Origin of the sequence: Mesorhizobium sp. M0016 (assembly GCF_040324035.1) — a bacterium.
Classification (GTDB): Bacteria; Pseudomonadota; Alphaproteobacteria; order Rhizobiales; family Rhizobiaceae; genus Mesorhizobium.
Genome location: NZ_JAMYVM010000015.1, coordinates 80,207 through 98,318 on the forward strand (window position 1 = coordinate 80,207; position 18,112 = coordinate 98,318).

24 protein-coding genes are annotated in these 18,112 nt (G+C 63.5%); 15 read left to right on the plus strand and 9 right to left on the minus strand.

Annotated elements, in window-relative coordinates:
* Positions 1-18: 18 nt before the first annotated feature.
* The 7 genes from gap to NKJ88_RS21080 all read left to right on the plus strand — a co-directional run bounded on the left by gap (position 19) and on the right by NKJ88_RS21080 (position 7,652).
* A complete protein-coding gene (gene gap / locus NKJ88_RS21050) occupies positions 19-1,029 on the plus strand; it encodes a type I glyceraldehyde-3-phosphate dehydrogenase (RefSeq protein WP_023683984.1) in 1,011 nt (336 codons plus the stop codon).
* A gap of 206 nt (positions 1,030-1,235) precedes the next feature.
* The gene (locus NKJ88_RS21055) at positions 1,236-3,122 is read left to right on the plus strand and encodes a potassium/proton antiporter (protein ID WP_023745779.1); all 1,887 of its coding nucleotides are present in this window, start codon (positions 1,236-1,238) and stop codon (positions 3,120-3,122) included.
* Positions 3,123-3,267: 145 nt separating this feature from the next.
* Positions 3,268-4,470, plus strand: coding sequence for a phosphoglycerate kinase (locus tag NKJ88_RS21060; RefSeq protein WP_352445274.1), 1,203 nt, complete (start codon positions 3,268-3,270; stop codon positions 4,468-4,470).
* A 121-nt stretch (positions 4,471-4,591) separates the two neighbouring features.
* A complete protein-coding gene (locus NKJ88_RS21065; RefSeq protein WP_352445276.1) occupies positions 4,592-5,617 on the plus strand; it encodes a class I fructose-bisphosphate aldolase in 1,026 nt (341 codons plus the stop codon).
* Positions 5,618-5,789: 172 nt separating this feature from the next.
* On the plus strand, positions 5,790-6,530 hold the full coding sequence (locus NKJ88_RS21070; protein ID WP_352445278.1) for a DUF899 domain-containing protein: 741 nt from the start codon (positions 5,790-5,792) through the stop codon (positions 6,528-6,530).
* A gap of 62 nt (positions 6,531-6,592) precedes the next feature.
* Positions 6,593-7,306 carry an SGNH/GDSL hydrolase family protein gene (locus NKJ88_RS21075; protein WP_023683989.1) on the plus strand — a complete coding sequence of 238 codons (714 nt, stop codon included), beginning with the start codon at positions 6,593-6,595 and terminating at the stop codon, positions 7,304-7,306.
* Positions 7,307-7,331: 25 nt separating this feature from the next.
* Positions 7,332-7,652, plus strand: coding sequence for a hypothetical protein (locus NKJ88_RS21080; protein ID WP_155924185.1), 321 nt, complete (start codon positions 7,332-7,334; stop codon positions 7,650-7,652).
* Positions 7,653-7,661: 9 nt separating this feature from the next.
* Here NKJ88_RS21080 and NKJ88_RS21085 read toward each other — a convergent pair whose 3' ends face one another.
* Positions 7,662-7,823, minus strand: coding sequence for a hypothetical protein (locus NKJ88_RS21085; protein WP_023683991.1), 162 nt, complete (start codon positions 7,821-7,823; stop codon positions 7,662-7,664).
* Between the two features lie 204 nt (positions 7,824-8,027).
* Here NKJ88_RS21085 and NKJ88_RS21090 point away from each other — a divergent pair, with 204 nt between their 5' ends.
* The 3 genes from NKJ88_RS21090 (at position 8,028) to NKJ88_RS21100 (ending at position 9,637) form a co-directional block, all read left to right on the plus strand.
* Positions 8,028-8,198 carry a hypothetical protein gene (locus tag NKJ88_RS21090; RefSeq protein ID WP_023670139.1) on the plus strand — a complete coding sequence of 57 codons (171 nt, stop codon included), beginning with the start codon at positions 8,028-8,030 and terminating at the stop codon, positions 8,196-8,198.
* Positions 8,199-8,380: 182 nt separating this feature from the next.
* On the plus strand, positions 8,381-8,791 hold the full coding sequence (locus tag NKJ88_RS21095; RefSeq protein WP_031199867.1) for a hypothetical protein: 411 nt from the start codon (positions 8,381-8,383) through the stop codon (positions 8,789-8,791).
* 126 nt (positions 8,792-8,917) lie between these two features.
* On the plus strand, positions 8,918-9,637 hold the full coding sequence (locus NKJ88_RS21100; RefSeq protein ID WP_023683994.1) for a helix-turn-helix transcriptional regulator: 720 nt from the start codon (positions 8,918-8,920) through the stop codon (positions 9,635-9,637).
* A gap of 63 nt (positions 9,638-9,700) precedes the next feature.
* Here NKJ88_RS21100 and NKJ88_RS21105 read toward each other — a convergent pair whose 3' ends face one another.
* The 3 genes from NKJ88_RS21105 to NKJ88_RS21115 form a co-directional block, all read right to left on the minus strand.
* Positions 9,701-10,393: a DUF1013 domain-containing protein gene (locus NKJ88_RS21105; RefSeq protein ID WP_023670142.1), complete on the minus strand. Its 693-nt coding sequence runs from the start codon at positions 10,391-10,393 to the stop codon at positions 9,701-9,703.
* Positions 10,394-10,719: 326 nt separating this feature from the next.
* A complete protein-coding gene (locus NKJ88_RS21110; RefSeq protein ID WP_023670143.1) occupies positions 10,720-10,860 on the minus strand; it encodes a DUF1127 domain-containing protein in 141 nt (46 codons plus the stop codon).
* 325 nt (positions 10,861-11,185) lie between these two features.
* A complete protein-coding gene (locus NKJ88_RS21115; RefSeq protein WP_032893124.1) occupies positions 11,186-12,196 on the minus strand; it encodes an NAD(P)H-quinone oxidoreductase in 1,011 nt (336 codons plus the stop codon).
* A gap of 136 nt (positions 12,197-12,332) precedes the next feature.
* Between NKJ88_RS21115 and NKJ88_RS21120 the strand changes: the two genes are divergently transcribed.
* From NKJ88_RS21120 to NKJ88_RS21130, 3 genes are all read left to right on the plus strand, one after another.
* Positions 12,333-12,527, plus strand: coding sequence for a DUF1192 domain-containing protein (locus NKJ88_RS21120; RefSeq protein WP_023670145.1), 195 nt, complete (start codon positions 12,333-12,335; stop codon positions 12,525-12,527).
* Positions 12,528-12,623: 96 nt separating this feature from the next.
* On the plus strand, positions 12,624-13,862 hold the full coding sequence (locus NKJ88_RS21125; protein WP_023683997.1) for an MFS transporter: 1,239 nt from the start codon (positions 12,624-12,626) through the stop codon (positions 13,860-13,862).
* 32 nt (positions 13,863-13,894) lie between these two features.
* Entirely contained in the window at positions 13,895-14,158 is a 264-nt protein-coding gene (locus tag NKJ88_RS21130) for an ArsR/SmtB family transcription factor (RefSeq protein WP_023822283.1), read from the plus strand.
* Positions 14,159-14,187: 29 nt separating this feature from the next.
* Here the strand turns inward: NKJ88_RS21130 and NKJ88_RS21135 are convergent, their stop codons facing one another.
* The 5 genes from NKJ88_RS21135 to NKJ88_RS21155 all read right to left on the minus strand — a co-directional run bounded on the left by NKJ88_RS21135 (position 14,188) and on the right by NKJ88_RS21155 (position 17,005).
* On the minus strand, positions 14,188-14,652 hold the full coding sequence (locus NKJ88_RS21135; RefSeq protein ID WP_023670148.1) for an SRPBCC family protein: 465 nt from the start codon (positions 14,650-14,652) through the stop codon (positions 14,188-14,190).
* A gap of 16 nt (positions 14,653-14,668) precedes the next feature.
* Positions 14,669-15,043: a nuclear transport factor 2 family protein gene (locus NKJ88_RS21140; RefSeq protein WP_032893136.1), complete on the minus strand. Its 375-nt coding sequence runs from the start codon at positions 15,041-15,043 to the stop codon at positions 14,669-14,671.
* Positions 15,044-15,066: 23 nt separating this feature from the next.
* On the minus strand, positions 15,067-15,393 hold the full coding sequence (locus NKJ88_RS21145; RefSeq protein WP_023699361.1) for an ArsR/SmtB family transcription factor: 327 nt from the start codon (positions 15,391-15,393) through the stop codon (positions 15,067-15,069).
* A gap of 5 nt (positions 15,394-15,398) precedes the next feature.
* On the minus strand, positions 15,399-16,055 hold the full coding sequence (locus NKJ88_RS21150; protein WP_023683999.1) for a glutathione S-transferase family protein: 657 nt from the start codon (positions 16,053-16,055) through the stop codon (positions 15,399-15,401).
* Positions 16,056-16,171: 116 nt separating this feature from the next.
* Entirely contained in the window at positions 16,172-17,005 is an 834-nt protein-coding gene (locus NKJ88_RS21155; RefSeq protein ID WP_352445285.1) for an alpha/beta fold hydrolase, read from the minus strand.
* Between the two features lie 115 nt (positions 17,006-17,120).
* On the opposite strand from NKJ88_RS21155, the gene NKJ88_RS21160 reads away from it, so the two are divergent.
* Both NKJ88_RS21160 and NKJ88_RS21165 read left to right on the plus strand, forming a co-directional pair.
* Positions 17,121-17,648 carry a winged helix-turn-helix transcriptional regulator gene (locus NKJ88_RS21160; RefSeq protein ID WP_023684001.1) on the plus strand — a complete coding sequence of 176 codons (528 nt, stop codon included), beginning with the start codon at positions 17,121-17,123 and terminating at the stop codon, positions 17,646-17,648.
* 79 nt (positions 17,649-17,727) lie between these two features.
* Complete coding sequence (locus tag NKJ88_RS21165) at positions 17,728-17,961, plus strand: hypothetical protein (RefSeq protein ID WP_023684002.1); 234 nt, start codon at positions 17,728-17,730, stop codon at positions 17,959-17,961.
* Positions 17,962-18,112 lie beyond the last annotated feature (151 nt).

An 18,112-nucleotide genomic window follows, 5' to 3' on the forward strand; every position in this document is an offset into this window, starting at 1 on the left:
GCTCCCAGGGAGAGTAAAATGACCGTCAGAGTTGCCATCAACGGATTTGGCCGCATCGGCCGCAACATCCTGCGCGCCATCCATGAATCCGGCCGCAAGGACATCGACGTCGTCGCCGTCAACGACCTCGGCCCGGTCGAGACCAACGCGCATCTGCTGCGCTATGACAGCGTGCACGGCCGCTTCCCGCACGAAGTGTCGGTCTCGGGCGACCAGATCACCGTCGGCAAGGAGACCTTCAAGGTCACCGCGATCAAGGACCCGGCGCAGCTGCCGTGGAAGGAGCTCGGCATCGACATCGCGCTCGAATGCACCGGCATCTTCACCGCCCGCGACAAGGCTGCCGCGCATTTGACCGCCGGCGCCAAGCGCGTCGTCGTCTCCGCGCCTGCCGAAGGTGCTGACCTCACCGTCGTCTACGGCATCAACCACGACAAGCTGACCAAGGACCACATCGTCATTTCGAATGCGTCCTGCACCACCAACTGCCTGGCGCCGCTCGCCGCAGTGCTGCACGAGACCGTCGGCATCGAAAAGGGCATGATGACGACGATCCACTCCTACACCGGCGACCAGCCGACGCTGGACACCATGCACAAGGATCTCTACCGCGGCCGCGCGGCTGCCCTGTCGCAGATCCCGACCTCGACCGGTGCGGCCAAGGCGATCGGCCTGGTGCTGCCCGACCTCAAGGGCAAGCTCGACGGCATCTCGATCCGCGTGCCGACCCCCAACGTCTCGGTCGTCGACTTCAAGTTCATCGCCAAGCGCGCCACCACCGTGCAGGAGATAAACGAAGCGGTGATCGCCGCCTCCAACGGCAAGCTGAAGGGCATTCTCGGCGTCACCCATCATCCGAATGTGTCGATCGACTTCAACCACGATCCGCGCTCGTCGATCCTGGCGCTCGACCAGACCAAGGTCATGGACGGCAACTTCGTTTCGGTGCTGTCCTGGTACGACAATGAGTGGGGCTTCTCCAACCGCATGGCCGACACCTCGGTCGCCTTTGGCAAGACCATCGCCTGACCTGAAGGCATCGTCTCGCAGCTTCGAACGCCCGGCTGTGCCCGGGCGTTTTTCGTCAGCGCGCCGGGCAAGGCGCGCCGAGCCGCCAAACGCCGGAAAATCAGCGGCATAAGGCAAAAAGCCATCCTTGCGCCTTGCACCGGCCATGCCTTCGCCCCACTCTCCCGTGAATCGGTAGAAAGAGGAATTCGAGGGGCAAATCACGGATGGAGCATGCGATCTATCTCGTCACGCTGGTCGGCACAGCGCTAGTCGTCGCCGCAGCGTTCTCGAGCCTGATCGCCTTCCGCTTCGGCGCCCCTTTGCTGCTGCTCTTCCTCTGCATCGGCCTCGCCAGCGGCGTCGATGGTCTCGGCATCGAATTCGACAATGCGCGCGTGGCATATTTTGCCGGCTCGCTGGCGCTGGCGGTCATCCTGTTCGATTCCGGTTTCGGCACGCCGCTCAACGCGCTGCGCCAGGCGACCGGACCGGCGGTGTCGCTGGCGACCTTCGGCGTAATCCTGACCACTGGCCTGTTCGGCGCCGCCTCCTATTACCTGCTCGACCTCAGCTGGCTGGAATCCTTCCTGCTCGGCGCCGCGGTCGCCTCGACCGATGCGGCGGCCGTCTTCTTCCTGCTACGCGCCGGCGAGATCAATCTGCGCGAACGCGTGCGCGCGACACTGGAAGTCGAATCCGGCACCAACGACCCGATCGCCATCTTCCTGACCATCACGCTGGTCGAGATCATCGCCGCCCACGCCAATCCCGAGACCCATGTGCTGGTCACCGACCTGATCCTCGGCTTCCTGCTCAATATGGGGCTCGGCGCCGTCGTCGGCGTGCTTGGCGGGCTCGGCATCGTGCGCCTCGTCGACCGGCTCAACCTTGACCATGGCTTGCTGCCGATCTTCGTGCTGACCCTGTCGCTGATGGTGTTCGCCGCCGCCGGCGCCATTGGCGGCTCGGGCTTCCTGGCGGTCTATCTCGCCGGGCTGATTGCCGGCAACTCCGACATCCGCGCCGTCACCATCCTGAAGCGCTTCCAGGACGGCATGTCGTGGCTGGCACAGATCATCATGTTCCTGATCCTCGGCCTGTTCGCGACACCCTCGCAGTTTCCGGCGATCATGGTGCCGGCGGTGCTGCTCGGCCTGTTCCTGATGTTTGTCGCGCGCCCTGTCGCCGTCTGGCTCTGCCTGATCCCGTTCCGCCTGCCGCGTCCCGAGATCGCCTTCGTCTCCTGGGTCGGCCTGCGCGGCGCCGTGTCCATCCTGCTTGCCATCACCCCGCTGCTCGGCGGACTGGAGAACGGCCGCACCATCTTCAACGTCGCCTTCATCATCGTGCTGGTATCGCTGGTGGTGCAGGGCTGGTCGGTCGGTCCGCTGGCGCGCCGGCTCGGCCTGATCGTGCCGGCGAGGCTTGGGCCGCTCGACAAGGTCGAACTCGAACTGCCGGGCTCCGCCCACCACGAACTGCTCGCCTACCGCGTCGCGCCCGGCAGCCCGGTGGCGCGCGGCGAGCGTATCCCGCGCTGGGCACGGCCCTCGTTGGTGCTGCGCGACGGCCGCTCGATGCGTTTCCAGGACATGGGCCGGCTCGCGGCCGGCGACCAGGTTTACATCTTCGTGCCCGACCGCTATCCGCGCCTGCTTGACAAGCTGTTTGCCAGCCGCGCCGTAGTCGACCCCGAGGATGCCGACTTCTTCGGCGCCTTCGCCGTCGATCCCGCCCGCTCGGCCGCAGAGCTCGAGGCCGCATACACTCCGGGATTGAGCGAAGCCGAGCAGAAGCTCACCGTCGGCGCGCTGGTGACGGCGCGGCTCGGCGGCCATGCCGAATATGCCGACCGGGTGCTGATCGGCCCGATCGAATTGATCGTCCGCGACGTCGACGACAAGGGCAAGATCACCGGTCTCGGCCTCTCCTTCGAGCCGACCGCGCCGGTGGCGCGGGTTCCGGTGTTCCTGAGCGCCGGCGAGATCGGCGATCGTGTCTCCGCCTTCATCCGCAACTGGCGCAAGCCGACCGAGACGCAGACTGCAGAGGCGACAGCCAATGAGAAGGCCCTTGAGCCGACGGCGGAAAAGATAACGACCGAAGGCTGACAAGCGATCGGTTCACGCTGACGTCCCGCATCATCACGACAGCCTTCGCCTTGATCTCAAAATTTAGCTCGCACCCCGGCTCAAGCCTTGCATCGTCATCGATGCGAGGTATGGTCCCGGCGATTTTCCACGGAAAGGAACCCGCATGGCCGCCTTCAAGACACTCGACGATATCGGCAATATCAGCGGCAAGCGCGTGCTGGTGCGCGTCGACCTCAACGTGCCCGTCGCCGACGGCAAGGTCACCGACGCCACCCGCATCGAACGCATCGCGCCGACCATCGCCGAGCTGTCCGGCAAGGGCGCCAAGGTCATCCTGCTCGCGCATTTCGGCCGCCCGAAGAATGGTCCCTCGCCCGAATTCTCGCTGGAGCCGATCGCCAAGGCTGCCGCGGAGGTGCTTGGCCGCCCCGTCGGCTTTGCCGGCGACTGCGTCGGCGACACGGCGGGCAGTGCGGTCGCCGCCATGAACAAGGGCGATGTGCTGCTGCTGGAAAACACCCGCTTCCACAAGACCGAGGAGAAGAACGACCCGGCCTTTACAGAGCGGCTCGCCGCCAATGGCGATATCTTCGTCAACGACGCCTTTTCCGCCGCCCACCGGGCGCACTCCTCGACCGAAGGCCTGGCGCGGCTGTTGCCGTCCTATGCCGGCCGCACCATGCAGGCCGAGCTCGAGGCGCTGGAGAAGGGGCTCGGCAATCCGGTCCGCCCTGTCGTCGCCATTGTCGGCGGCGCCAAGGTGTCGACCAAGATCGACCTGTTGATGAACCTGGTGAAGAAGGTCGACGCGCTGGTGATCGGCGGCGGCATGGCCAACACTTTTCTCGCCGCGCGTGGCACCGCTGTCGGCAAGTCGCTGTGCGAGCATGACCTTGCCGCGACCGCCAAGCAGATCATGATCGAGGCCGCCGAAGCCGGCTGCGCCATCATCCTGCCTGTCGACGGTGTCGTCGCCAAGGAATTCAAGGCGGGTGCGGCCAGCGAGACCGTTGCCATTACGGATGTCCCGGCTGACGGCATGATCCTCGATGTCGGCGAAAAGACCGTGAAGACGATCGACGAATGGATCGACCGCGCCGCGACCCTGGTCTGGAACGGCCCGCTCGGCGCCTTCGAGATCGAGCCTTTCGACCACGCCACGGTGGCGGCGGCAAAGCACGCGGCGTCCCGCACCAGGGCCGGCAAGCTGGTCTCGGTCGCCGGTGGCGGGGACACGGTGGCCGCCCTCAACCATGCCGGCGTCGCCGACGATTTCACCTATGTCTCGACCGCCGGCGGCGCTTTCCTCGAATGGATGGAAGGCAAGCCGCTGCCCGGCGTCGACGTGCTGAAGAAACAAGCCTGACCGGATTGGGGGGCACAAAAACGGACGCCAGGAACTTTCAACCGATTCGAGCTTTCCGATGCCATTCCTTTGGCGGTAGAGTTCCGTTAAGCGCGGAACAACGCCGTCAAGGAGAAGCAAAATGAGCGAACGTCTCGAAGACATTGCCGCCGCGATGGTGGCCGGCGGCAAGGGCCTGCTGGCCGCCGATGAGAGCTCCGGCACCATCAAGAAGCGCTTCGACGTCATCGGCGTCGAATCGACGGCCGACAGCCGCCGCGACTACCGCGAGATGATGTTCCGCGCCACGGACGCGATGACGAAGTACATCTCCGGCGTCATTCTCTACGACGAGACCATCCGTCAGAAGGCTGCCGACGGCACGCCTCTGGTCGACATCATCAAGGCGGCGGGCGCCATCCCCGGCATCAAGGTCGATGCCGGCGCCAAGCCGCTGGCCGGCTTTCCCGGCGATACCGTTACCGAAGGCCTCGACGGCCTGCGCGAACGGCTCGCGGATTATTACAAGCTCGGCGCCCGCTTCGCCAAATGGCGCGCGGTGATCGACATCGACACCGGCAAGGGCGTGCCCTCGGTCAATTCGATTGGCTCCAATGCCCATGCGCTGGCCCGCTATGCCGCACTGTGCCAGGAGGCCGGCATCGTGCCGATCGTCGAGCCGGAAGTGCTGATGGACGGCGCGCACGACATTGACACCTGCTACGACATCTCGAAGGCAACGCTGATCAAGCTCTATGACGAGCTGCATGCGGCGCGCGTTGTGCTGGAAGGCACCATCCTGAAGCCGAACATGGTGCTGGCCGGCAGGAAGTCGGGCAAGGTGAGCAGCCCCGAAGAGGTCGCGGAAAAGACCATAAAACTGTTCCGCGAAACCGTACCGGCAGCGGTGCCGGGCATCGCCTTCCTTTCGGGCGGGCAGTCGGACGAGGAGGCTACCGCCAACCTCAACGCCATCAACGCCATCGGCCCGCATCCGTGGAAGCTGACCTTCTCCTATGGCCGCGCCTTGCAGGCCGCCCCGCAAAAGGCCTGGAGCGGCAAGACATCGAACGTCGCCGCCGGCCAGGCCGCCTTCACCCATCGTGCCCACATGAACCATCTGGCGGCGCTGGGACAATGGACGGCGAGCCTCGAACAGGCCGCCTGAGCGCAGTCCTCCCGTTGTCATACAACCCGGGCCGATGCGCCCGGGTTTGTTTATGCAAAGCCCGGCTTGGACGGAGTTCGTCCATCCTTATCTCCTTTTCGGCAAAAGCTGACGGCGATGTCGGTTTCTGCCCACCCCAAACGTCCTTGGGTGAACAGACAGGGAGAACTTCATGACTCGCAGCAAGGTGGTTTCGCGTGAAGACTGGTTTGAGGCGCACAAGGCGCATCTGGCGCGCGAGAAGGAATTGACACGGTTGCGTGAGCGCATCGCCGCCGAGCGGCGTGAACTGCCCTGGATGAAAATCCGCAAGGACTATGTCTTCGAAACCGAGCAGGGTCCGAAGAACCTGGCCGGACTGTTCGGCGCCAACAGCCAACTGATCGTCTACCACTTCATGATGACGCCAGGATCGAACCACCGCTGCGAAGGATGCTCCTTCCTTGCCGACCATATAGACGGCGCCGATCAGCATCTCAGGCACCACGACGTGTCGCTGGTGGTGGTTGCGCGCGCGCCGCTGGCGGAACTGCTGCCTTACAAGCAGCGTATGGGCTGGAAATTCGACTGGGTGTCGTCCTACGCCTCGGATTTCAACTTCGACATGCAGGTCTCCTTCACCGACAAGCAGATCGCGGCCGGCGACACCACCTACAATTTCGAGACGCGTCCGCGCACGTCAAAGGACCTTCCCGGCACCAGTGTTTTCTACAAGGACGAGAACGGCGACATCTTTCTCACCTTTATGTCGCGCGCCCGCGGCGGCGAGGCGCAGATCGGCACCTATGACTATCTCGATATGACGCCGAAGGGCCGCGGCGAAAATGGCCATTATCAAAGCCTGATGGACTGGGTGCGGCTGCATGACGAATATCAGGAAAAGCAGGCGGCTAAGGAAAACTGCTGCGACTAGAAGCGCGTTCACCTGCGCCCAAACATGCGCTAAGGCTGCCGTTAACCTCTAACGGTATTGCCATGCGCTTCCCGGCCCTTCTTACCTGGCTCGCCTACCCCGTCTATGTCTGGCAGGGCCTCGGCGTGCGCCGCCGCACCACCCGCATGCTGCCGGCACAAGGGCCGGTCATGCACGAAATATCGGGCAAGGCGCCGGCCATCTCGCTGCTGGTGCTGGGCGATTCCTCGGCCGCTTCCGTCGGCATCGGCAATTCCGAGAACGGGCTTGCCGCGCAGCTTGCCGTCATGATCGCGCAGCGAACCGGCCTTGCCGTGCGCTGGCGCGCCGCCGGCTTCAACTCGGCAACGTCGGGCCAGATCCGCGACCATGTGCTGCCCAATCTGTCGGCCGATCGGTGGACGCATATAGTGCTGGCCATCGGCACCAACGACACCAAGAATTTCCACTCGGTGCCGCGCTTCAAGAAAGAGTTCGGCGGCCTGCTTTACGCGCTGCGCGCCAAATGGCCGGAGGCCCGCGTCGTCTGGTCGCCGGTGCTGGAATTCACCCGTGCGCCGGCCATGCCGCCGCTGCTCGGCAAGATACTCGAAATCCGCGCTACCGCAATGAACCGCATGGGCGAGCGCCTCTGTTTCGAGCGCGGCGCCGTGCCGGCGCCACGGCTGCCGATCACCAACCCTGAGGCCGGCTTTGCCTCCGATGGCTTTCATGCCTCGGAAGCCGGTTACCGCGCCTGGGCCGAACATCTGGTCGGATGGGTGCTCGCCGATTGACCTGAGGGGGCACAAGCTCGGACTGGTGGGCTTCAGAGAACTGACGCGAGTATTTCCAAATACTGTTGATTGCAGCCTGCTTCCAATGGATCTGAGCCAGAATATCATCCAGCAGCAATGGACGAGCTACGGCCTGGATTCCGAAACCGGCAACGACACCTGCACGCTGACCGGCAACCGCGCCGAATCGAGCAAGCATGTCATTCCGGCCGGCCCGGCCAACGCCACGCCTTTTATTGCGGCGAACCTGCCGGAATTCATGACGACGCGCGGTGGCGATTACTTCTTCGTGCCCAGCCTCAACGCCATCCGGATGATTGCCATGGGAACGGTGGACCCGACCTGACCCTCAAGGCTATGCCCAGTGCCCCAGCGCACCCGCCAGCGCGATGGCCGCCATGGCGATCAGGGCCAGCTTCCAGAAATCGCCGCGCCGCTTCAGGCCCGGCCAGCCGAGCGGCTTGATCAGCTGAATGGCCATCATGCCGATGATGACGAGCGCGAGGAGTTTCGACATGCCCGCCTTTGAGCAGCATCGCGACAGGCTGTCAAAGCGGTTCTTGCATGGTCTCGGTCGACTTGGCCATTCCTGACAAAAGGCTCGTTTCCGAACCGACCGCCAAGCACCTCGCAGCTTTCTTCAACGAGCTGACATGCTCCTGACAGACTGCTGTCAGGAGGGGTATGCGATAGTGTCTCCATCAGAGAAGAGGAGATGGTCATGAACAGCTTTGGTATTTTGAACAGCGTACAGCACTATGTCGGCAAGATCCGCACGATGCGCAATGAAGTCCGTACCCAGCGCTTCCTGAACTCCTTGCCGGCGGACATCCGCAAGGACATTGGCTGGCCGGATATGTATGAGGGTCACAGCCGCATTCGCGAGATCTGAGGCGTTTTACATGACAATGCTTGGATGCGGACCCCGCAACGCCCGGATCATTGACATGGACCCCCGGGCGGCGACGCCTTGGGCTGGCGCAAAGACTTTTGGCGCCTGCTACGGACAATGCTGAAGGCTCCTGACAGAATGCTGTCAGGAGCACCATGCCATAAACGTGTCAGGAGACATGAATGGTGAAAAGCTGGAACGACAGGCTGAACACGCCGGGCGTCAACGGCGTGAAGCCGACGCCACGCACAATGGGCGACGTCGTCGAGGGCCAGCCGATGCTGGTGCCGACGGCCCGTCAGGTCGATGATTTCATCCGCACGATCCCCAACGGCCTCGAGATGGATGTACGCGCCTTGCGCACCGCGCTCGCCATCGAGCATGGGGCGCAAGTGACATGTCCGGTCACCATCGGCTATCATCTGCGAACCGTCGCCGAAGCCGCCAATGAGGATCTCGAACGCGGCATGACGCTGAACGATATCACGCCGTACTGGCGTGTGCTCGACGTGAACACGCCGACAACGAAGAAGTTGTCCTTCGGCGCGGAATTCGTCGCCGTGCAGCGCAAGCGCGAAGGACTTAAACCATAATGCGTGTCGCCCAAAAGTGCGCAGCGGTTTTTGGGAGAACGACAAGCATAAAACAGGACATGGATGTCACCCGGAACCGGTTTTGGCCCCATGACATTCATAGACAAGCAGCCGAGGGACCATACGATGCGACGTGCCGACAGGCTCTTTCAGATCGTGCAGCACCTGCGTGGCGGCCGGCTGGTCACCGCCCAGAAGCTCGGCACATGGCTCGAGGTTTCCGAGCGGACCATCTACCGCGATATCGCCGATTTGCAGTCGACCGGAGTGCCGATCGACGGCGAGGCCGGCGTCGGCTACATGATGAGGGAGGGTTTCGACCTTCCGCCGCTGATGTTCACGCGTGACGAAATCGTCGCGCTGGTCGCCGGCGCCCGCATGGTGCGGGCCTTTGGCGGCGCGGCCATGGCGCGTGCGGCCGACGAGGCGCTGGTCAAGATCGGCGCCGTCCTGCCCGACGCCGAGAAGGACCGCATCGCCCGCACCGAGATCCACACGCCGATGTGGGTGGTGAGCGACGCCGCGCGTGAGGCGATCGACGTGATCGAGCGCGCTGTCGAGAAGCGACAGGTGCTGACCATCGACTACCGCGACGAGGCCGGCCGCGGCACCGGGCGTGACATCCGTCCGCTCGGTCTGTGGTTCTGGGGCAAGGTATGGACGCTGGTTGCCTGGTGCGAGATGCGCGACGATTTCCGCGCCTTCCGCATCGACCGCATCGCCTCGGTGGTCATCGCCGGCCGCATCTTCAAGCCTGAGCGAGGCAAGCAGCTTGCCGACTTCTACCGCGCCGTCGAACGCTCGGAGGACTATGGCATGACGCCGGACCGGGCGGCGCGCAGCTGAGACTTCGATAATCAATGAAAAAGCCCGCTCGAAGCGGGCTTTTTTGATGAACTGTCGCAAACCTTACTCGTCGTCCGCATCTTCCTTCTTGGACTTGAGCGCCGAGAGCTTGGCGAACACGGCGTTTGCGTCGAGCTCGGCATCCTCGTCCTTCGGCTTCTCCGGCGCCGGCACCAGGCGCTCGGTCACGGCAGCCGGCAGCAGCGTGTCGCCGACAGGCTGCGCCTGCTCGCGGCCGCGCGAGGCGCGGTTGACTTCCATGTCGAGGTCGATCTGCGAAGCGAGACCCAGCGTCACCGGGTCCATCGGCTGCAGATTGGCCGAATTCCAGTGCTTGCGCTCGCGGATCTGTTCGATCGTCGACTTGGTCGTGCCGACCAGGCGCGAAATCTGCGCGTCCTTCAATTCCGGATGGTTGCGGACCAGCCACAGGATGGCGTTGGGCCGGTCCTGGCGCTTCGACAGCGGTGTGTAGCGGGGACCCTTGCGCTTGGATTCCGGCACCCGCACCTTGGGGTCGGACAGTTTCAGGCGCTGGTTCGGATCCTTCTCGGCGCGCGCGATCTCGTCGCGGGTCAGCTGTCCGGTCATGATCGGATCCATGCCCTTGATGCCCTGCGCCGATTCGCCGTCGGCGATCGCCTTGACCTCGAGCGGATGCAACCCGCAGAACTGCGCGATCTGCTCGAAGGAAAGCGCGGTGTTGTCGACCAGCCAGACGGCGGTCGCCTTGGGCATCAGCAGCGTATTGGCCATTTCAAAAATCCTTCTCGTTCGCCCGCGTTCCCGCGCGGGCGGTGGTTTAGAGCCACCAAAATGGGAAATTCGCGGCCTGTATAACCGCTCCGCTGCCGTTTCGCAATGTTTTTGGCGCAGGGCGCAGCCGTCGGACACCGGACAGCGGGGGAGGCCAGGAGGACCTCGGCTCCGGCGATCATTGATGCCGAGTTGTACAGGGGGTCCAAGACGACAAAACCCGCCGGACAGGGTCCAGCGGGCTCGGAACCGGCGACGGGATACCGTCTGCGGCGGCTCTTGCTTCTGCCGCGTGGTCAGGCCTCACTGGCCGACCATGCTTCGAATTAGATGGCCTTGCGGGCAATCCTCTCGATGTCGCCGCGGCTGATGCCGAGGTCGCTGAGCTGACGGGCGTTGAGCTTGTTCAGCTCGCGCACGGTTTCGTTGTACATACGCCAGTTACGGAAAGCGCGGATCGGGTTCATGGTTGTCCTCCAGTTGTTGGATCAAATCGTTTCGATGACGCTTAGATAGGCAGTGCTGCCCACGAATTGAACAGACGTCTTTGCATAGCCGCAATGCAAATGCTGCATTGCAGCATTAAGCTTCTGTTCATCTTGCCGACAGGCTGAGCGCGGAGCATGGGGCGAGATTCAGGCCAGGCCGAGCCGAGAATGGCGGCTCCCGAGAACCGGCCTACGCCGGCCGTAGCCTTAACTGCCGCAACCCTCATGAGGGCTTCGGCCGGCGAAGGCCGGAAGCGCAGGGAGCCGCCATTCGCAGGCCGGCCTCACCTGAATCTCGCCCCATCTAGCCGACGTCGAGAACGATCTTGCCTATATGCTCGCCCTCTTCCAGGCGCTCATGCGCCCGCCAGGCGTCGGTCAGCGGGAAGATCATGTCCATCACCGGCGCTACCTTCCGGGTGCCGAGCAGCGGCCACACCTGTGCTTCCAGTGCGGCGGCGAGCGCCGCCTTGAACTCGACCGTGCGAGGCCGCAGCGTCGAGCCGGTGTGGGTCAGCCGCTTGACCATGATTTTCGAGAAATCGGCGCTCGCCACCGCGCCGGCCTGGACGGCGATCTGGACGATCCTGCCCTCGACCGCGGCGGCCTCGTAGTTGCGCGCGATATAGTCGCCGCCGACCATGTCGAGAATGACGTCGGCCCCCTTGCCGCCGGTCGCATCCTTGACCGCCGCGACGAAATCCTCCTCGCGGTAGTTGATCGCCCGGTCGGCGCCGAGCTTCAGGCAGGCGTCGCATTTTTCCTTGCTGCCGGCGGTGGTGACGACATAGGCGCCGAAGGCCGACGCCAGCTGGATCGCCGTGGTGCCGATGCCCGATGAGCCGCCATGGACCAGCAGCGTCTCACCCTTTTTCAGGCCGCCGCGCTCGAACACATTGTGCCAGACGGTGAAATAGTTTTCCGGAACCGCGGCCGCCTCCGTGTGGGTGAAGCCGGCGGGCAGCGGCAGCACGCTGCCGGCATGAACCTTGACATATTCGGCATAACCGCCCCCCGGCGTCAGCGCGCAGACCCGGTCGCCGATGCGCCAGCGCGATATCTCGTCGCCAAGGGCGGCCACTTCGCCCGATGCCTCGAGACCGGGCAGGTCGGAAGCGCCGGGCGGCGCCGGATAGGCGCCCTTGCGCTGCTGCACGTCGGGGCGGTTGACGCCGGCCGCACGCACCCGGATCAGGATTTCGCCGGGACCAGGCACCGGCACGTCGCGCGTTTCCGGTTTCAGCACCCGCGGCCCGCCCGGTTGCGAGATTGCAATGGCCGTCATCGTGGCTGGAATTTTATGTCCGCTCGCCATGAAATTTCCCGTCTCGGTCCGCCGGCTGCCAGCTTCTTGCCGGCTGTTTGCATCTACGCCCCTGCCCTATGTATGCTGATTGCCGGATCAGGCAAATGGCCAAATCAGCCCCAATACTGAATAGGGAGGAGCGACGATGGCGATCTTCGACGACGAACCCAAGAAGAAAGCCCGCCCGCATGAGATCGGACAGGATCTGTCGCTGCTTTCGGTCGGTGACCTGACCGAACGGATCAGCATCCTGCGCGAGGAGATTGCTCGGCTCGAAGCCGAGCTCCAGACCAAGGGCAGCACCAAATCGGCGGCCGAAGCCCTGTTTCGCCGCGGCTAGTTTTCGCGTTAGTTTCGGCGTTGAGCATCCGCCGCCGAAAAGCCCGAATGCGCCTGTCTTCAGACCCCGCCACCGAATCTCCAGACGGATCAAACAATGTTTGCAAGCTACAGGCCGATCCTCTCGCTGCTTCGCGGCACCGCTTTCCTGCTCGCGGCTTCGGGATTGCACGGCCTGTTGTTGCCGTTGCGCGGCCAGCTCGAAGGGTTTTCGACCGCATCGCTCGGCCTGATGGGCACGGCCTGGGCCGGTGGCTTCGTCACCGGCTGCTTCTTCGCACCGCGCCTGGTGCGCCGCGCCGGCCACGTCCGGGCGTTCGGCGCCTTTGCCGCTTCGGGCGCCATCGTGGCGTTGCTTACCGGCCTGATCATCGACGAATATGTCTGGATCCTGCTGCGCGCCTTCACCGGCTTCACCATGGCCGGAGCCTTCATGGTCATCGAAAGCTGGCTGAACGAGAAGGCCACCAACGAGAACCGCGGCACCGTCTTCGGCCTCTACATGATGGTCACCTATGCCTCGATCATGGGCGGCCAGATGATCGTTGCCGGCGGCGACGTCAGATCGGCATCGCTGTTCATGATCACCGGCATATTGTTCTGCCTGTCGCTGATCCCGACCGCGGTGTCGTCGGCTTCGTCTCCCAAGCCTTTGCAGGACGTCAAGCTCGACGTCAAAGGTCTCTACGCCAACTCGCCGGTGTCGGCGATCGCCTGCCTGTTGGTCGGCATCGCCAATGGCGCCTGGGGCACGCTTGGCGCCGTCTACGGCGCCCGTATCGGCATCTCCACCGCCCAGATCGCACTGATGATGAGCCTTGTCGTTATTGCCGGCGCGGCCATGCAGCTTCCGGCCGGACGCCTCTCCGACAAGACCGACCGCCGTTTCGTGCTGGCGGGCGCGGCTTTCGGCGCCGCACTGTTCGCCATCCTGATCTTCCTGTTCGAACCGCGTTCCGCCGTCCTCGTCATTGTCTTCGCCGCCGCCTACGGCGCCTTTGCCTACACGCTCTATTCGATCGCCGTGGCGCATGCCAACGACCACGCCCGATCGGAGGATTTCGTCAAGGTCTCGGGCGGCCTGCTGCTTCTGTATGGCTTCGGAACCATGATCGGGCCCTTGCTGGCTGCCGCCCTGATGGGCTGGCTCCGCCCCGAAGGCCTGTTCCTGGCCACCGCGCTGGCGCATCTCAGCCTCGCCGCCTACACGCTGCTGCGCATCAGCCGCCGCGCGCCGGTGCCTATCGAAGACCGCGACGCCTTCAAGACCCAGCCGGCCGATCGCTCGGTCACCCCTGAAGCACTGCGGCTCAGAAAAGCGGAAGCCGACGGTTGAGATTTGAAAAGCTTTGCCCCACAAGTATAGGCATGATGTTTTCTGACGCCTTCATGGCGATTGCCGACCCCAACCGGCGCTATCTTCTGGAAGAGCTCCGGCGTGGCCCGAAAACCGTCAACGAACTGGCTTCGGGCCTGCCAGTCTCCCGCCCGGCCGTGTCCCAGCATTTGAAAGTGTTGCTGGACGCCGGTCTGGTTCAGGCCAAGGCCGAGGGCACGAGGCGGGTCTATACAGTCAGCAGTGGCGGCTTCCTCAAGCTCAATATTTGGCTTGATCAGTTCTGGGAAGCATAGGCCGCGATTCCAGCTCGCCTCCCTGGCTTTCAAGTGTCCGTTGCCAGCGCCTTGCCCAGCGCATCGAGCAGGAATCCGGTACCATGCTCGCGCGATGACGGTGTGTCGTGCCCATCGAGAAACGCGCCCTGCTCGGTGAGCACCAGACGCGTGCCCGTGCCTTCCGGGCGAAGCTCAATTGTCGCCAGCGAAACCGAGATTCTGACATCACCGAACAGCATGTCGTAGCTGTAGACGATGCGCTGGTTGGGCACGATGTCCTGATAGGTGGCGGTATAGGTGTGGATCGGCCCGTCCTTCGGCCCGCCGGCATTGACCTCCTGGCCGCCGACGCAAAAATCCATTTCGTGCCTGTGGGTCATCGGGTTGTCGGGGTCGGCGAACCAGCGCCGCTTGGCGGCCGGATCGCTGAGCGCGAAATAGACTTTCGCCGGCGCAACTGGATAGAGGCGCTCGAGGACGAAGGTGGAGTGGACGACGGATCGTTCGGCCATGGTCGGGTCCTCTTGGTCAGCTTGATGGTTTCTGCGCGACGAAGACGCCGTCGCGATAGGACGCGCCGAAATAGACTTCGACGGCGCGCAACCTGTCGCCATGGAACAGATGCAGTTCGGTGTTGCGGAAGGTCTTTCCGTCCGCCGTCTCGCAGCGATAGAGGACAAAGGCGGCGTCCTCGTCCTCGCATATCCGCTCGATGACGATCGAGCTGAAGGCCGGGCTGTCCGGCCAGCAGCGCTCGAAATAGGTCGCACGGTCGATGGCGTCGTCATAGGGGCTGGTGAAGGTGAAATCGTCGGCGAGCACCGCCGCGACGGCAGCCTTGTTATTCGCCTGGTAGGCGGAAAAATAGCCGCGGATCAACTCCGCTCTGCTTTTGCCGGGCATGGTCATTTCTCCTCTGCTTCAGGTCATTCGGTCCCGGCGAGAAAATCGCCGAGCCGGTCGAGCCGACGCTCCCATGTCAGCCGCCGTTCGTTGATCCAGTGTTCTGCGCTGCGCAGCGCCTGCGGCGCGATCTGGCAGGTGCGCACGCGGCCGAGCTTTTCCGAGCGCACCAGCCCGCTTGCTTCGAGCACGTTGAGATGCTGGACGACGGCCGACAGCGACATCGCCAGCGGTTCGGCCAACTGGCTGACCGAGGCCGGCCCACGCGACAGCCGTTCGACCATGCTGCGCCTGGCCGGGTCTGCGAGCGCCTGGAACATCAGGTCGAGCTGGGCGGGATCGTGCAGCATCGCGATCAGCCGTTATTGTAGGGAAAGAACTTGAAGTAGGGCTGCGCCTCCTCGACCACCCGGGCGAAGGACGGCCGCTTGAGCAGGCGGTCGTGGTAGTGTTTCACGGCCGGATAGCTGTCGCCGAACGGCTCGACCTTGTTGGCGTAGAACAGCGCCGGCGAGGCCGCGCAGTCGGCCATGGTGAAGGTGGGGCCGGCCGCCCAGATTTTCGAACGCATCTCCTCCTCGATGATCGCATAGGCGTTGCGCAGTTGCGCGCGCGCTTCCTCGACCCCGAACGGATCGGTCTTGTCCTGCGGGCGCAACCTGTCGCCGACGATCTTCTGCATCGGAGCCTGCACGTAGAAATCGTAGAAACGGTCGGCCTGGCGGACCTGGAGAGCAAGGTCGGCCTCGGCCGGGATGAGCTCGACCGGCCCGGGATAATGCGCGGCCAGATATTCGATGACGATGGTCGATTCCAGCACCGTGCGATTGCGTGCATCGTCACGCAGCGCCGGCATCTTGCCGGTCGGCGACACCTTCAGGAATGCTGCCCGCGACTGCTCGTCGCCGAGGTCGACGATAACCGGTGTGAAGGGCGTGTCGTTCTCGTAGAACGCAATCAGCGGTTTCCAGCAGAACGATGCCAGCGGATGGAAATGGAAGGTCAGGGACATTTTTTGCTCGTCTGTTTGTGGTTCGCCGATGCTGGAGCGGTGCCAGCCTGCGCCGACACTGAAGCAATTACTTAACTATTTCCGTGAGGCGAATGTGTCAAGGTTCCAGACTGCCTTCAGGGTTTGGTATGCGTGACGATGGCGGCAACGATCGTGCCCCAGTCGTCGGGATGCAGTTCGTGGCCACCGCCTTCGACGCGGACAAGCCGCCCGCCGGCAACAGCGTCGGCAAGGGCTGCGCCATGCTCGACCGGAAAGATCGGATCCGATGTCCCGTGAATGACGAGCAGCGGAACCTTGATCTCGCGCAGGCGTCCTTTCAGATCCTCGCAGCTCTTCAGCATGAAATGGTTAGTCGCGCTCAGGAAGCCGCCGGATCGGTCGTAGTCCCGTTCGACGAACGCCCGCATCGCCTTCTCGTTGAAGGGATGCGCGGTGCTGGCGATCGCACGCGCATCCTTGACGACGAAGCCGACCACCTGGTCGCGGTTCGACCAGTCGACTCTGGCGCCATCGGCCGAGTGCTCCATATAGGCTTCGGTCGTTCCCGGCAGCTGCGATGTGTCGATCCCCACCGGCGAACTGCTGATTACGGTCAGCGAGATGACACGCAAGGGATGTTTCAACACCAGTCGTTGCGCGATCATGCCGCCCATCGACATCCCGATCACATGCGCCTTGCCGATGCCGCAACTGTCGAGGACGCGCACCGCATCGTCCGCCATGTCGTCGAACGTATACGGCGGCTCGCCCGGCGTATATTTGGTCGACAGGCCGGTGTCACGATTGTCGTAGCGGATCACGAAGTGGCCTTCGCCGGCGAGCTTTTTGCAGAGCGCCTCCGGCCACCAGAGCATCGAGGCCATGGCGCCCATGATCAGCAGAATGGCTGGATCTCCGGGATCGCCAAACGTCTGGGAGACGATTTCGGGTGCTGCGGCCCTTGTCATGGGACTCTCCTCCTATCGGCCAATCAAAGGCCAATCAAACTGGTTGCATTTTGCAATCGGTTGCACGATAATAAAACTGATACGATAATGCAACCGGTTTTTTGAGGAGAGTCGGATGAAAACCGAACACCGCTCGGGATGCCCTATCAATCTGTCGCTGGAAGTGTTCGGCGATCGCTGGAGCCTGATCATCCTGCGCGACATGATTTTTGGCGGCAAACGCCACTTTCGCGAACTGCTCAACGGCTCGATCGAGGGCATCGCTTCCAATATCCTGGCCGACCGGATGAAGCGGCTGATGGAACTCGGCATGCTGACCAAGGCCGACGACCCCTCGCACAAGCAGAAGGCGATCTACAGCCTGACCGAGATGGCCATCACGCTGGTGCCGATCATGGCGCATCTCGGCGCTTGGGGCCGCGTCTGGCTGCCGGTGAGCGAGGAGCTTTCGATCCGCGCCGAGCTGCTGGAGAAAGGCGGGCCGCCAATGTGGGAGCAGTTCATGGACGAGTTGCGCCACGACCATCTGGGCACGCCTGTCGCCACACCCGCGCAGCCTTCCGTCCGCGCTACATTGCAGGCCGGATATGAGGCGGTGGTAGCCCGCAAGGCGTCGAGCGGCATCGAGGCCCCGGCCGCTTGACCAACTTATTTCCCCATTATCAGGCCGGCTCTGCTATCAAGGGGCTGAAAAACATAATTTACGGGATTGGATAACGCTCTTGGTCGAGAACTCTAAGGATACTGCCCGCGCCAGGGCAGATATGCGTTTCAAGAAGCAGGAAGAGGCAGCCACGGTGCGGCAAAAGGCGATGGCGGAGTATGTCGCCGAGGCCGACGCCCGCCAGGCCAAGACCAACAAGCTCCGGGCATTGCGCCTTGCCAAGGAAGCGGAAGACCTCGCCAACGCCCCTGCCGTTCCGGTCAAGAAAGCGCCCCGAGCCAAGAAAAAATAGCGCGGCCTTCTTCATCGACGCCCGATCTGGATGCCGGCGGATCGTATCCGCCATGTGCCACGATCCAGCAATGCCCGCCATTTCCGCTTTCCCACGCGAAGCAATTTCAACCGCAACCGGGATTTCGCATCCCGCATGTCAGGCGATGATT